Raw genomic sequence first — 14486 nt, 5'->3', positions numbered from 1 at the left:
ATGAGTTTCTTCAGCAAATTGGTGCGGCACAAGTCGGTCGAGCAGTTGCAGGCGGAGGTGGGTTCGCGTGGCGATTTCCGCCGTGTGCTGGGGCTGTGGCAGCTCACCGCGATCGGCATCGGCGGCATCATTGGCGTCGGCATCTTCGTGCTGGCCGGCCAGCAGGCGGCGACTAACGCCGGGCCGGCGGTAGCGCTCAGCTTCATCATCGCGGGACTGGGCAGCGCCTGCGCGGCTCTGTGCTACGCCGAGTTCGCCGGGCTGATCCCGGTCACGGGCAGCGCGTACACCTACGGCTATGCGGTACTCGGCGAGTTCGTCGCCTGGATCATCGGCTGGGATCTGCTGCTGGAATACGCGCTGGTGGTCGCCGTGGTGGCGATCGGCTGGTCCGGCTATGTGCAGGTGCTGCTGAACTCCGCCGGCGTGCATCTGCCGGAATGGGCGCAGCAGAGCATGAGCGCGCAGACCATGCAGTACTACCTGCAGCAGGTTTTCGGCGCGCATGGCGCGACCGCGATCGCTGCGCCGAGCGATGGCCATCGTTTCAACGTGATCGCCGCCGGCGTCTCGGTGGCGGTGGCGGTGCTGCTGACCGTGCGTACCGAATGGGGCGCGCGCTTCAACACGGCCGTGGTGACGATCAAGGTGATCGGCGTGCTGCTGGTGGTGCTGGTGGGCGTGTTCTACATCAACACCGCGAACTGGCATCCGTTCATTCCCGCACGCGTAGTCGATGCCACCACCGGGCTCGGCCACTTCGGCTGGCAGGGCGTGCTGACCGGCGCCAGCGTGGTGTTCTTCGCGGTGTTCGGTTACGACACGCTGACCACGGCGGCGGAGGAGGCCAAGCATCCGCAGCGCGACCTGCCGCGCGCGGTGCTGTTGTCGCTGGCGATCGCGATGGTGCTGTATATCGCGGTGTCGCTGGTGCTCACCGGCATCACGCCGTACAGCCATCTCGGCGGCGATGCCTCGGTATCCGATGCGTTCGAATCGATCGGCCTGCACTGGCTCAGCATCATCATCGCGGTGGCTGCCGTGATCGGCGTCACCAGTGTGCTGTTCGCCTTCATGCTGGGCGCCGCGCGGATCTGGTTCGCGCTGGCACGCGATGGCCTGCTGCCGGGCTGGTTCGCGAAAGTCAGCCCGCGCTTCGGCACACCGGCTCGGCCGACCATTATCCTCGGGTTGTTTACGGCACTCGTCGCCGGCCTGCTGCCGATCGGGGAAGTGGCCGAGCTGGTGAATATCGGCACGCTGAGCGCCTTCATCATCATCTGCGGCTCGATCATGCTGCTGCGGATACGCCGCCCGGAACTTCAGCGAAACTTCCGCACGCCAGCGGTGTGGTTCACCGCGCCGCTCGGCATCGTGTTCTCGGCGGTGCTGATCTACGGGCTGCCGTGGGTGACCTACGAGCGCTTCGTGTACTGGATGTTGTTCGGCTGTCTGATCTATTTCGGCTACGGCATCCGCCGCAGCAAGCTGGGGCAGTCTGGCAGTTAAGGGGGTTGTTCGAGCCGGCTTCGATCAGGCGCTGACGATGCGGTCGCGCCCGTTCCGCTTGGCACGTCGCATCGCCTGATCGGCACGCGCCAGCAGGCTCTCGACCGCCTCGGCGGGATGGCTGCATTCGGCGATGCCGATGCTGACGGTCAGCATGCCATCCGGACGCGGGATCGAGTGCACGGCCAGCCGCAGCTGCTCGGCCCGCTGAGAGGCCTGCCGCAAGTCGAGTCCCGGCAGCAGCAACGCAAATTCCTCGCCGCCGATGCGGCCGATCAGATCGGTCTGGCGTGTCTGCGCGCGCAGGGTTTCGGCCAGGGCGACGAGTGCTGCATCGCCGGCGGCATGGCCGTGATCGTCATTGAGCTGCTTGAAGTGGTCGGCGTCCAGGAACAGCATGCACACCGGCTTCTGCTGCCGGCAGATATCGCAAAGGGCAAGCCGTGCCAGTTCGAGGAAGCGATTGCGCTGCAGCAGGCCCGTCAGATCGTCGGTATTGGCCTTCTCGCGCAGCTGGCGTTCCAGCCGGAACTGTTCGAACAAGGTGCGTGCCATGAATGCGCGCAGCACCGCCGCCAGTGAAACGGCAATCGCCATATAGACGAGGTATTGCACCAAGTGCATGCCATCGGTGCGCAACAGCAGCATGGGCAGTGGCCCGAGCGCGCAAAGCGCCATCGCGATGCCGAAGTCCCAGGTTTCGAGCCAGATCACCGATGACGTTACCGGCAGCAGCAGGCCCGGCATGATCCAGGGTTGCCCCGGCGCGCGGCCGATGCCGTTGAGGTTGATGCCGATTTCCAGCAGCAGCACGCACGACAGGGTGAGTACACTGAGCATGCGCGGCTGCTGCACGCGCCGTGTCGCTGCGGCCACCAGCAGCAATGGCAGGATCGGCGCCAGCCGCATCGCCAATGGCACGGGCGAGCTACCCAGCAGCGCACCCGCCGTGGCCGCCGCCGCATAACCCAGCATGGCTACCAGCATCAGCGCATGGATCATCGGTGCCATCTGCTGTGCCAGATAGCGGGTGTACTCGCGATGCTGTTCCGGATCGGCGGCGTGCGGGTTTTTGGCGAACAAGGCGAGCATGTGTCTACCGATGATGGAGGAGCAAAGTGATATCAGCATGGATGCAGCAAGATGGATGCCATGACCGCGGAGCGGTGATCAGGATGGCTGGCGTTGGCACGCGATCATGACCTTCGGCATGGGTTAAGCGCGGCGGCAGAGGTCTAGCATCGACGCCTTGAATCCGTGCCATGACAGCTTCACAGCGCGGTTTTCCTGTGCCTGGCGGGTTTGGCAGCCAGGCTGACAGATCCTGATCCACCTTCATGCCCCGTTGGAGAATGCTTTTGAAAGTCACCCGTCTCGCTTCCGCCCTTGCCGCCACCGCCTTCGGACTGGCCAGTTTCGTTGCATTGGCGGATGTCCCGGCGCCGCAGGATGTGCCGTATCAGGGCACCTTGAAGATCAGCGTGGATGCTACCGACGTGGCCCATCGCATCTTCCGCGTGCACGAGGTGGTGCCGGCGCAGCCGGGTCCGCTGACCCTGCTGTATCCGCAGTGGCTGCCGGGCAACCATTCGCCGACCGGCCCGATCGACAAGCTGGCCGGACTGGTGGTGAGCGCCAACGGCAAGGTGCTGCCATGGCAACGCGATACCTTGAACGTCTACGCGTTCCATGTCGAAGTACCGCAGGGTGCCAGCAGCGTCGAGGTGGATTTCCAGTTCCTGTCGCCGCAGAGCACCCGTGAGGGCCGCGTGGTGATGACGCCGGAGATGCTCAACCTGCAGTGGAACGCGAACACGGTGTATCCGGCCGGCTATTACAGCCGGCGCATCATGACCGAAGCCAGCGTGAAGTTTCCCACCGGCTGGCAGTTCGGCAGCGCGCTGGAAGTGGCATCGCATGATGGCGACACGGTGAACTTCAAGCCGATCGCATACAACGACCTGGTCGATTCGCCGATCTACGCCGGCAAGTATTTCAAGCGCGTCGACCTGGATCCTGGCGCGAAGACGCCGGTGCACATGGACATCGTGGCGGATGCGCCGAAGTACCTTGAGATCACTCCGGCGCAGCTGAAGGCGCACCAGAACCTGGTGCAGCAGATGTACAAGATGTACGGCGCGCATCACTACGACCATTACGATTTCCTGTTCTCGCTCAGCGACAAGATGAGTGGCAACGGTCTGGAACATCACCGCTCCAGCGAGGATGGCGTCGGCACCAACTACTTCACCGAGTGGGACAAGAACGCCGTGATGCGCGACCTGCTGCCGCACGAATTCAACCACTCGTGGGACGGCAAGTACCGTCGTCCGGCCGACCTGTGGACGCCGAATTTCAATGTGGCGATGCAGGATTCGCTGCTGTGGGTGTACGAGGGTCAGACCCAGTTCTGGGGCTATGTGATGGCTGCCCGTTCGGGCCTGTGGACCGAAGATCAGGCCCGCGACATGCTCGCCTTCGTCGCCGCCACCTACGATCGAGGTCGCCCGGGCCTGGCCAGCTGGCGCAACATCCAGGACACCACCAACGATCCGATCATCGCCCAGCGCGCGCCGTTGCCGTATCGCAACTATCAGGGCAGCGAGGACTACTACTCCGCCGGCCAGATGATCTGGCTCGATGTCGATGCCAAGTTGCGCGAACTGAGCAAGGGCAAGCATTCCATCGACGATTTCGGCAAGGCCTTCTTCGGCATGGACAACGGCAGCTTTGTCACCAACACGTATACCTTCGACGACGTGGTGAAGACGCTCAACGGCATCGAGCCGTTCGACTGGACCAGCTATCTGCGCAGCCGTCTGGACGGGCACGGCCCGCTGATCGGTGGCATCGATGGCCACGGCTGGAAGCTGGTTTACACCGACCAACCTTCTCCCGCGGTAAAGGCAGTGGAAGCACGCCGTCATTTCGCCGACCTCACCTATTCGCTCGGTCTCTCGGTCGGCAAGGATGGTGCGATTGGCGACGTGCTGTGGGACGGTCCGGCGTTCAAGGCCGGCATCTCGCCGAGCATGACCGTGATCGCCGTCAACGGCCACGACTACGACGCCGACGCACTCAAGGATGCCGTCACCGCGGCAGCGAAGGACAACAGCCAGAGCATCGAATTGCTGGTGAAGGATTTCGACCAGTACAAGACCATACGTATCGACTACCACGGTGGCCTGAAATACCCGCATCTGGTCCGCGACACGAGCAAGCCCGACACACTGGCCGATCTGCTCAAGGCCCGCTGAGGCAGGTCCGTGCCGTGCTCCCGGGTCATCCGGGAGCACGGATGGGATAAGGCGCGCTGCCGTTGCAAAGCTGCACGGCTACGGCCTACGGTCCGTCCACGTGCCCAGGCAACTCCGCTATACTGCGCCCCCGTGGTGCCGACCTTCGCCGTGCACCGCGCGGCCATACATGCGCCCGTAGCTCAGCTGGATAGAGTACTGCCCTCCGAAGGCACTACTCAGGGGCTTCGAGGGATGGATCAAGTGTCACATCGTCCTTTACTCAAGATCGGACGGTGAGCAGGAAGAAGTCATTACAGAATGCGCCCGTAGCTCAGCTGGATAGAGTATTGCCCTCCGAAGGCAAGGGTCGTGGGTTCGAATCCCGCCGGGCGCACCATTTTCCCTGTGACAGATTTGTGCCGCATTTGGGGCAAAGTGCTTCCGTGACGTCCTCCCAATATGAGTAAAAGACTGCACGCCACTTCGCTAAAGATCTCGGGGCAGCCTCTATACGTGGCTGGTGCGGCTTGAGATCTCTCGGTACCGGACGCTCGCAACTCAGCGGTCGTTAGATGCGGATTGCTAGTTCAGTGACCAAATCTTTGTCAACAGTTGGCCACGTTCGCCGGCCAACTTGACCAACGCTACCAGCCAGCTTCATCCGATTGAAGGTCGCTTGTCGACCCGTTGCTGTCGGTCGCAAGCGTCCGTCTTGGGGTCAGCGTTCCGAGAGCGAGGTAAACTACTAGCTATGCGCGCAGGCCAGATGTGTTCGGGTCTGGTGACATCGGACTCCAACCGTCGTGCTACTCAAAATCAGGGGCGTCGAGCATCCTTGTTGCTGATTCGGCGGGCAGTGGCGAGGCGTTTCCATTACCAACGGAGCGCCACCATAACCGCTACCCCGCAGCAAGCACTCATCAACCAGCTCGTCACCTCGCTGCGCGCGGTACTACCGTTCGCAGAGAACGAGCGCACATCCCTCCACCACGCGGAGCACCGCGATGGCGACGACTGCGGGGCCGAAGCGGCCGATGATGCGATCGAGGTGGCGAAAGGTGTTTTGGCGCGTGTTTTATGACGATCTAGAAAGTGTTCACTTTCTTCAGTCTAGAGACCGCCCCATGCCATCGCATTCCAGCACGAGTCCAGCGGATCGTCGCCATAGGTCGGACAGCAAGCGGGCTTGGTGTCAGGAATGTGACGCCCCGGAGCTGTTTGCGGCTAGCGCCGTGGGTGATGACATATACAGGGACGGCGAGCTACGATCGGCCCGTCGGACAGGAAATCAGTCCGTACGGCACTGGATACTAGGGAGAGGGCATGATCAAACAAATTCATGTTGGCGTCATCGGAACCGGAAGAGATCCTCATCTTCTGAAGAACCTCATGAACCAAGTCAAGACGACACCCGTCTGGGATTGCAATGTGCAGCATGCACTGATGCTGGTTGGATATCTAACCGCCCCGCCCATCCAGGTTGTTCCTTCCGGTCGTACTCGATCTGTTTTCGCGCCAGGTGGTGGGATGGGCGATGCGATCCACGCAGCACACGGACGTGGTGCTGCAGGCGCTGCTCGCCGCTGTCTGGCGACGCAAGCCAAAGCCCGGCTTGATCTTGCACTCGGACTAGGGCAGTTAATTTACCCGTTAGGAATGTCAAGCTTTCCTTGAAGGGCACGGCATCGACTGCAGCATGAGCCGGCGCGGCAACTACCACGACAACGCCGTAGCTGAGAGCTGCTTTCAATTGCTCAAACGCGAACGGATCAAGCGAAGAATCTATGCGACCCACGCCGACGCGCGAGCCGACGTGTTTGATTACATCGAGATGTTCTACAACCCGAAACGCCGGCATGGTTCCTATGGCGACGTGTCACCGGTATAGTTTGAAAGGCACTATGCGCAAAGCGGCTTCTGAGTGTCCACGGAACGCTGAACGAATCAATTTGAGATAGATTATGTCACATCAAACCTTGGCTTTTATACGTCACGACCCACTCTTGCGGGTGGTTACATCTTGCCAACGGTTTTTATCTCTAAACCTGATCGCCGGGGAATGTACTTTCTTTATGCATCGGTTTTGAATGAGGGGCGGGCGGGATGGCAAATGGCGTGTGATCATATGATGCGATATGTCGGCGGATGACTATTCGCACCGGGAGATCTGGTCCTTGGGGTTGCTTACGGCGTCCACCGGATTAGCGGCGCACCTCAAAATGGCGTGGGACGTTGTGTTGGTCGGCCGCTCCAGCGGTGGCGAAATGGCTGCGTTCGCGTTTGCATTTCCAGCGATGCTCATTTTCACCAGCCTTAGCCAAGCGTTTTATATTGCCACATCGGCCACGTTCACACGTGACAACCTCGTTCGAAACGGTTGCGTCGACGCGACCGCAATGAAGCGCTTCATGGCGATGTATTTTGCGGTTGGCATCATTGCGGCAGGCGTCTTTCGATTATGCCTACCCATGTTCCTGGTACTGCTTGGGGCTGATTCCATAGCGCCGTTTGTCGTCGAATATTGTAATATTTGGCTGTGGAGCGTGCCCATGCTATTGGTATCGTCAGCGAGTTTCTCGATCCTACGCACACTAGGGCTGATACGGACCGCAAGCATGATCACTTTGGCCTCCGTTGCCATCTCAGCGTCAGCCTCCACCATGTTCATTGGGCAGCCTGTCTTTGGCTATCCCTTGCGCGCCATTGAAGCAGCCGCATACTCGACGGTGCTATTCAGTTTCATTTCGTTTGGATCCGCCCTATTTATCGTCATGCGAAAGGCGCATAAGGGCGTTTCATCGAGCGAAGAGGTTGGGAGAGAGCTAAGAGTCTTCGCGCGAGTCGCTATTCCGGTCTTCGCTACTAACTTGATCAACATTCTGTACCTCTCGACCATAACCAGGATATTTGCTCAGACCGGTCGCGATGGCCTCGCCGTGCTCGGACTTGTTGATCGATACGAGCAGCTCCTGCTTGCGCTACAAATGGGCTTTGTTGCGGTCACCACCCCAGCGCTGAAGAGCAGGTACTCGACCGGATCAGCCAGCGAAATTAATCCAGTTTCATCGAGAACCGTGCAGGTTATGTTGTCTTCATCGCTGCTCGCAGCGGTATTGGCAATATCGCTGGGTTCATTTCTCGCCTTCCGGCTCATCGCACCCGTGACGATTGCGACGTCGGCGACATTTGCGATGATTGCAATTTCAATTAGCTGCGGTTTCCAAGGAATCTTCTTCCTTCTTTCGGTCATGCTCAATCTACGCGGCTATACAGGTTACGCGCTTCTTTGGAGTGTGGTAAGAGCCTTTGGGATAGTGGTGCCCTTAGCATTTGTCGGGCGCACATTGGGCGGGCCGAATTACGTCTTTGCGTTCATCGCGTTCGGGCACATTGCCGTAGGATTGCTGTCAGTGGCATTTATCAAGAGAGTCGACGCCACCAAGCGCGCCCTTTTAGTATGAATGAGTCTTTCCGTACAAGCTTTAGACGTCCTGTCGTCCCCGCCCCGTGGCGGCGAGGTATGAAAGCCGGCATTGTCAACCCGTCCGGCAACGCTGCTGTCATACATGGGAACAGGCTATCCACCGGGATCCTGCACCTTGCAGAGGACTTAGGCGGCGGCGTGTTGTGCACTGTTCCCGATCAGCCATTTAACTCTTACCGCGCCCTCAGTCCACAGGCGGCGGCCAACGAGCTTCATGGGTATTTCAAACGCGCCGACGTGGCACTTATCTTATGCAGCATAGGTGGGTTCACTACCAACGCCGTTCTCAAGTACATTGACTGGGATATTCTTCGCGCTTCGCCCAAACATATCTGTGGCTACAGCGATGCGACTGCATTATTGCTTGCCATAAAGGCTATGACCAATCAGGTCGTGCTAATGGGGCCCGCTTTGATGCCTCAGTGGGGAGATCCTCGTGGCCCTATGCCGTTCACGCGCCAGAGTTTCATGAATGCCATTACTCTGAGCGGCGGGTCGTGGTTGTCGCGGCCGTCTAGCGAATGGGTAGATCCGAGAATTCCTTGGGATGGTAATCCACCGGAAAGCATTCACGAGCTAATCAAGCGACCTACATCGTGGCGCGCACTCAGAAGCGGCACTGCCACTGGACAGCTTGTGGGAGGTAACGTCGAGACGTTGAACATGTTGATCGGCACGCCCTACCTTCCGAGCTTCCGGCAGTCTTTGCTTTTCCTTGAGGCGACGGGAGCGGAGGCGCACCCACCGCGGTTCCATCGCGCACTCGTTCATATGAGGGATGCAGGACTGCTGGACGACGTTCGGGCTGTTTTGCTGGGCAGATCGCCAGAGTTAACCGTCGATGGCGTTGACCTTGTGGAATCCATTCTACTCGACGTTTTCCCGAGCCAAGATGTTCCCGTGGTGATCGATGTTGATTTTGGGCACACCGAGCCCGCCCTCACCATCCCGTTCGGTCTCGTCGGGACGATTACATGCGGCAAAAACAGATCGGAATTGATGATTCATGCTGTCTAATGCCGGTTGCAATAATGTATCCGACAACCAGACAGATGCTTATGCGTTGGCCTTGGTTCGGGCGCTGATCGCACGATTCGGGACGCTGGTCGCTTGCGTGCCTCGTTTCTTCTGCGTCCCGACAATGGCCTGGTCTTCACCAGTCGTCACTACACGCGGCTCGTACGCAGCTACGGTTTGCAGCAGGAATCCATCACGCCGCACTGCCCGCAGCAGAGTGGCATGGTGGAGCATGTGATCCACGCCTTGAAAGAGCGACGCGGGCATCGGCATCGCTTCGAAACTCAGCAACACGCACTCGCGTGCTCCGCCGTGTGTCGCGTCCGCGATTCGCACGTTTCCATGACCTTCGCCCCGTCTGGCTTCTCCGCAACAGTCGCGCAAAGTTTCCCATTTTCGCCGTTGCTTTTTGTCTGGAAGTCGATAAAGCTACAGCGAATGCATGGCCCATGTTCTTACGGCGGGAATTAACTGACTTGCAGGCAACTGAGTAGTCGTTGTATCGTGAAAATTGGAAGGCGTCCTAATCGCAAATATTCTTCGTCGCGAAGCGCTGCGTGTTTCGATCCATGTGATGAACGAAGTTGCAGGACATTGCGATGAGCGGGGGCTTCGCGCAATAGAACCGATTACGCACACAACCTGGAAGGCACAGCTCTGGAAGGCACAGCAATGGCAAATCGGTTGAACGGACGTGCCGCGCTCGTGACGAGCCGAAGATTGGGCGCCGCGGTTATGTTCGCTTGGTTGCCCAAGAATGCAGCATCGCCGTACATTACAAATACGAACGGGGCTGCGTCTAACTAAAATGTTGGTACTTTTCCATCTACCAGAACGTATCTAATAATCCATTGGCAAATCTGCAAAGGGAGTCTCATGAATACGGACCAGTCGGTGTCATCATTTCTGCCGAAAAGTTGGTACAACGTTATCCCCGAACTCGATTTCGAGATTCCGAAGCCGCTGCATCCAGTCGAGGACCGCCCCGCAACCGTTGAAGAGTTCAATTGGTTATGGTCGTCGGAAGCGCTGAGAATTGAATTCCTCCAGGGCGAATATGCATCCAACCCTTGGATCGATATACCGCAACCGATACTTGAAGCCTATTCGCAGTACCGACCGACTCAGTTGTATCGCGCACATGCGCTCGAAAAGTATACCGGTACCAAAGCTGAAATCTATCTGAAACGAGAAGATCAGAATCCCGCAGGCAGCCATAAGCTAAATACGGCTCTGCCGCAGGCATTCTATGCGAAGAACGACGAGGGAGTTTCCACTCTGGTCACCGATACGGGAGCAGGGCAGTGGGGATCCGCGCTGTCAATGGCTTCTAGCAGGTTTGACTTGGCGACGAAAATATTCATGACTCGGAAGAGTTATGATGACAAGCCGTATCGGCGCTACATGATGCGCATGACAGGCGCAGAAGTTTATCCTTCGCCGAGCACTCTGACTCAGATCGGTCGCGATCTGCTCAAAGAAGATCCGAATCAGCCTGGTAGCTTGGGTATCGGAATGAGCGAGGCCATCGAGCTAGTGCGCTCTTCCCCAGACCATCGACTTGCTCTCGGATGCATGTCTTATTACGCGGTGTTGCATCAGACGGTCATTGGTATCGAGACAAAGATGCAGCTTGAAGCGCTTTCACGGCGTCCGACTCATCTCGTCGGATGTGTAGGCGGAGGGAGCAACTTCGCCGGTTTCATCGGTCCGTTTGTCAAAGAAAAGGTAACCGGATCAAAGATGAAGTTCGTGGCCTGCGAGCCGGATAATATTGCGACCTTGTCAAGCGGCGACTATCGTTATGACTGGGCTGACTACGGCAAGTTTACGCCGCGCATCTCAATGTATACGTTGGGTCATGATTTCCAACCTCCTAAAATTCACTCTGGAGGACTGCGCTATCATGGCAAAACGCCAGTATTGTCGGCGTTAGTCAAAAACAAGATCGTTGAAACGCAGACCGTTTCGCAACCAAGAGTGTTTGAGGCCGGCCAGATATTGCTCAAGACAGAAGGCATTCTGCCGGCGCCTGAGAGCGCCCATGCGATCAGGGTTGCACTAGACATCGCTTCCAACGCGAACGCGGGAGATGTGATCGTAGTGTGCCTCTCAGGTAACGGCTACCTGGACCTCAAGGGATATGCGGACGAGTTGTCGCTTGAGTAGCGTTATGGAAATTAGTACGCCAGCGAGGATTCATATCGATCTGATCGATATGTCCGGCGGGTTGAGCCGTATCAATGGAAGTGTCGGCTTTGCGGTGGATCATCCGCGTCTTCATTTGCGAATCGCCGCGGCGCCTGAACTAACGATCGTAGGAACCGAACCGGACGAATACTCTTACATTCGGCGCGAACTTGAGTATGCGGCCAGCAAGCTCGGGCTGCCGGATATGAATTTGCGACTCGAAGTATTGAGCTCGATCCCTCGGCACGCTGGTCTAGGGTCAGGCACTCAGTGGCAGCTTGCATTGTTGGCTTTACTGGGCCGGTTTTGCGATAAACAGGTGTCCGTGGAAGAGACTGCGTTCTATTCAACGAGAGGGCGTACGTCTGGAATCGGGGTTCACACGTTTCATAATGGCGGATTCATTGTTGACGGCGGTCGTCGCATCGAATCATCACGCCCCGCGTTTAAGCCCAGTAGCTTTGCAGATCCAGGAAAGCTCCCACCGCTGCTCTTTCATAGTGCGTTTCCAAGCAATTGGGGGGTTGTGGTGTTTATTCCTGACGGCTTTCGAGGTCTTTCAGGCGAAGAAGAGCGGTCATTCATGGAGCGCAACACGCCTATCGCAAGCGAAGAAGTAGCACAGGTCTGTCATTCGCTCTTGATGGAAGCTATGCCGGCAGTTGTCGAGATGGATCTCGACAGCTTCTGCAACAGCGTCACACGGCTTCAGAACGTGGGTTGGAAGGCAAGACACTGGGGCAGGAGCGATCTGGAAGGGCTAAAGGACGTCGCGGAGTCGCTGGTGCGGCTTGGCATCCGGGGCGTGGGGTTGTCCTCGACCGGTCCGGCACTTTTCGGCTTCTACTGCAAGACGGAGTTTCCAGACCGGGAACACGTGCGATCCAGGCTGGTTGACGGCCTGCGCTCTGTGGCACCGGGTGATTTGTATGTCACCGACGGAGCAAACCAAGGCGCGAACCTGACACAACGAGTCCGCTCATAGGGAGTGACATCAACGTATGGAAGCTATCGGACTGTTTGGAGGGACTTTCGACCCTATCCACTGCGGACATTTGCGGACTGCGCTTGAAATCTCACAAATTGGCTCCCTAAGCGAAGTTCGATTCCTGCCCTGGCCGACACACGCATTGCGCGAGGCGCCATCGGTCGGTGGGACGTTACGTCTGGACATGGTAAGAGCTGCGGTGTCGTGCCACCCGACTTTCAAAGCGGACGATCGCGCGTTTTCAAGAGAACTGCCGGTCTACACATACGATGTTCTCGCTGAGATACGAAGTGAACATCCCTTGGCCTCTTTATGCTTTCTATCAGGAACAGACTCGTTCGCACGCATAGAAAAGTGGCATCGCTGGCGGGAGATCCTGGATCTCGTGCATATTGTCGTCGCGCACCGGCCCGGCAGTGATCTGCCTCGGTCGGGGGCAGCGTACGACTTGTTGCAAGAACGTGGTGTCTGTACCCCTGATGCTTTGCGAACATCCAGGTCCGGGCATATTTTCGTTGCATCGGTAACGCCGTTGGAAATCTCGGCTACTGCTCTCCGGCAAACGATAAAGGCGGGTGTCGATCCACGCTTTCTTGTGCCCGAGCCTGTACGCGACATCATTATCGAGAAATCTTGCTACGGTTGATGAAACGCTCTTAGTTCAGTGTTCTCACACAGCAATCTGCTGGACGTCCTTACAGAACGGATGCATCGGAGGGAAATCGTGCTAAACCTCGATACTGTTGAACGTGATTACGTGCGCTGGTACCCGACCGCCCTCGAAGCCTTCGGGGAGGAAGATGTACAGCGGGCCACGCCCATCAAGCCCTTCTCCACCGGGCTATATGTTCACATACCGTACTGCGATAAAAAGTGTTCATTCTGCAACTACAACGTGCAGATAAAGAACAGGAACGACGCTTCGACGCGTGAAACCGTTCGCACGTACATTCGTGCACTCAAGGATCATGCTCTTCACTGCAAGAAGCTGGGGTGGCACGAGAATGTGCGTATCGACAGCCTGTATATGGGAGGTGGGACGCCCTCCTTCCTCAACGCGGAAGAGCTTTACGATCTGATCAAGTTTTTTCGCGCCGAGTTCGACTTTGTCGACGGCGCCGAGATCTCGATAGAGGGCAACCCGATATCCCTTGATTCAGAGAAGGTTGACGCTCTTGCCAAGGCGGGGACGACCAGACTGAGTCTCGGAGTGCAGTCCTTTGAACCGAGGTTGCTTGAGATTCTCGGTCGAGGGGTCACTCTCGAGGAGAATATCGAAGCCCTCAGATTGGCGAAGGCCTCGAGCATTCCGATCTTGAATATCGACCTCATTTACCGCAATCCTTCGCAGAGCACCGAGGAGCTCATCGACTCGATTCGCATCGCACACGAACTCGGCGTTAACCAGGTGTCTCTTTACCCGCTTTGGGTTCGGCCAAAGACTGAGTTTCACAACGCCTTTGTCAAACAAAAGCTAAGCTTACCGACCGAAGACGATGAGTTCCGCCAGCTCGTTTCCGCTCAAGCTGAATTCAAGCAACGTGGCTACGAGCAGTACAACGTTTTCGACTTCGTCGACCGCCGCGCCAACACCTGCGTCAACACGTTCTTGCAATGGCAAGATGGAGAGTGGATCGGCATCGGTCCAGGCGCAACTTCGTACTTTCGAGGCTCATTCTTCATCCACACATACGATACCGCCGAGTACGTAAAGAAGATCCAGCGTGGGGAGGATACCGTTAACACGGGCCTGACGTTGACCCGGCAGGAGCGCATGGAGCGCACGATGATATTCGGTCTGAGAATGTTTCCTTTCCTGAAGGAAAGATTCTTCGGTCAGTATGGAGAACGGGTTGAATCGGTCTTTGGCGATAAGTTGAAATGGCTCGAGGACCAGGGTCTGCTAGAGCAGAGCGCACGTGAGATTCGATTGACTGCGCGCGGCATCTTCCACATCAACGGCATCAGTAAGCTGTTCTATTCGCCGTCAAGAAAGGGATCCTTGCAGCCACTGGGACGAAAGAAGGACGGCACACTCATACTCGAAAGGGATCTGTGA

The 14486-nt window shown here is 57.7% G+C and carries 9 protein-coding genes, 1 tRNA gene and 1 pseudogene; 10 read left to right on the top strand and 1 reads right to left on the bottom strand.

Annotated features, from left to right (window positions below; genetic code table 11):
- On the top strand, nt 1–1509 hold the full coding sequence (locus tag B0E51_RS01295; RefSeq protein WP_077443012.1) for an amino acid permease: 1509 nt from the start codon (nt 1–3) through the stop codon (nt 1507–1509).
- A gap of 24 nt (nt 1510–1533) precedes the next feature.
- On the opposite strand, the gene B0E51_RS01290 is transcribed toward B0E51_RS01295, so the two are convergent.
- Nucleotides 1534–2601 carry a GGDEF domain-containing protein gene (locus B0E51_RS01290; RefSeq protein ID WP_077443011.1) on the bottom strand — a complete coding sequence of 356 codons (1068 nt, stop codon included), beginning with the start codon at nt 2599–2601 and terminating at the stop codon, nt 1534–1536.
- A gap of 266 nt (nt 2602–2867) precedes the next feature.
- Between B0E51_RS01290 and B0E51_RS01285 the strand changes: the two genes are divergently transcribed.
- From B0E51_RS01285 to B0E51_RS01235, 9 genes and pseudogenes are all read left to right on the top strand, one after another.
- Nucleotides 2868–4766 (top strand): M61 family metallopeptidase, encoded by a 1899-nt coding sequence (locus tag B0E51_RS01285; RefSeq protein ID WP_077443275.1) that lies wholly within the window; start codon nt 2868–2870, stop codon nt 4764–4766.
- A 302-nt stretch (nt 4767–5068) separates the two neighbouring features.
- Nucleotides 5069–5145: transfer RNA gene (locus B0E51_RS01280), tRNA-Arg, on the top strand.
- A gap of 438 nt (nt 5146–5583) precedes the next feature.
- On the top strand, nt 5584–5829 hold the full coding sequence (locus B0E51_RS01275; protein WP_077443010.1) for a hypothetical protein: 246 nt from the start codon (nt 5584–5586) through the stop codon (nt 5827–5829).
- Between the two features lie 399 nt (nt 5830–6228).
- Nucleotides 6229–6636 (top strand): annotated as a pseudogene (locus tag B0E51_RS01270) (IS3 family transposase); the annotation flags it as partial.
- Between the two features lie 247 nt (nt 6637–6883).
- Nucleotides 6884–8209 (top strand): hypothetical protein, encoded by a 1326-nt coding sequence (locus B0E51_RS01265; RefSeq protein WP_077443009.1) that lies wholly within the window; start codon nt 6884–6886, stop codon nt 8207–8209.
- 59 nt (nt 8210–8268) lie between these two features.
- Nucleotides 8269–9249 (top strand): S66 peptidase family protein, encoded by a 981-nt coding sequence (locus B0E51_RS01260; protein WP_168172545.1) that lies wholly within the window; start codon nt 8269–8271, stop codon nt 9247–9249.
- 876 nt (nt 9250–10125) lie between these two features.
- Complete coding sequence (locus tag B0E51_RS01250; RefSeq protein WP_077443007.1) at nt 10126–11418, top strand: TrpB-like pyridoxal phosphate-dependent enzyme; 1293 nt, start codon at nt 10126–10128, stop codon at nt 11416–11418.
- Nucleotides 11419–11422: 4 nt separating this feature from the next.
- Entirely contained in the window at nt 11423–12424 is a 1002-nt protein-coding gene (locus tag B0E51_RS01245; protein ID WP_168172543.1) for a beta-ribofuranosylaminobenzene 5'-phosphate synthase family protein, read from the top strand.
- Between the two features lie 727 nt (nt 12425–13151).
- Nucleotides 13152–14486: a coproporphyrinogen-III oxidase family protein gene (locus tag B0E51_RS01235; protein WP_168172542.1), complete on the top strand. Its 1335-nt coding sequence runs from the start codon at nt 13152–13154 to the stop codon at nt 14484–14486.

It is taken from the genome of Rhodanobacter sp. C05 (assembly GCF_002001165.1).
GTDB lineage: Bacteria > Pseudomonadota > Gammaproteobacteria > Xanthomonadales > Rhodanobacteraceae > Rhodanobacter.
The sequence above is the reverse complement of the archived record's forward strand: the minus strand, read 5'-3'. Positions and strand labels throughout refer to the sequence as shown.

Excerpts from the sequence above, each read along its gene's own strand:
- B0E51_RS01295 (WP_077443012.1), top strand. The coding sequence starts at position 1 with ATGAGTTTCTTCAGCAAATTGGTGCGGCACAAGTCGGTCGAGCAGTTG.
- B0E51_RS01290 (WP_077443011.1), bottom strand. The coding sequence starts at position 2,601 with ATGCTCGCCTTGTTCGCCAAAAACCCGCACGCCGCCGATCCGGAACAG.
- B0E51_RS01265 (WP_077443009.1), top strand. The coding sequence starts at position 6,884 with ATGTCGGCGGATGACTATTCGCACCGGGAGATCTGGTCCTTGGGGTTG.
- B0E51_RS01260 (WP_168172545.1), top strand. The coding sequence starts at position 8,269 with ATGAAAGCCGGCATTGTCAACCCGTCCGGCAACGCTGCTGTCATACAT.
- B0E51_RS01250 (WP_077443007.1), top strand. The coding sequence starts at position 10,126 with ATGAATACGGACCAGTCGGTGTCATCATTTCTGCCGAAAAGTTGGTAC.
- B0E51_RS01245 (WP_168172543.1), top strand. The coding sequence starts at position 11,423 with ATGGAAATTAGTACGCCAGCGAGGATTCATATCGATCTGATCGATATG.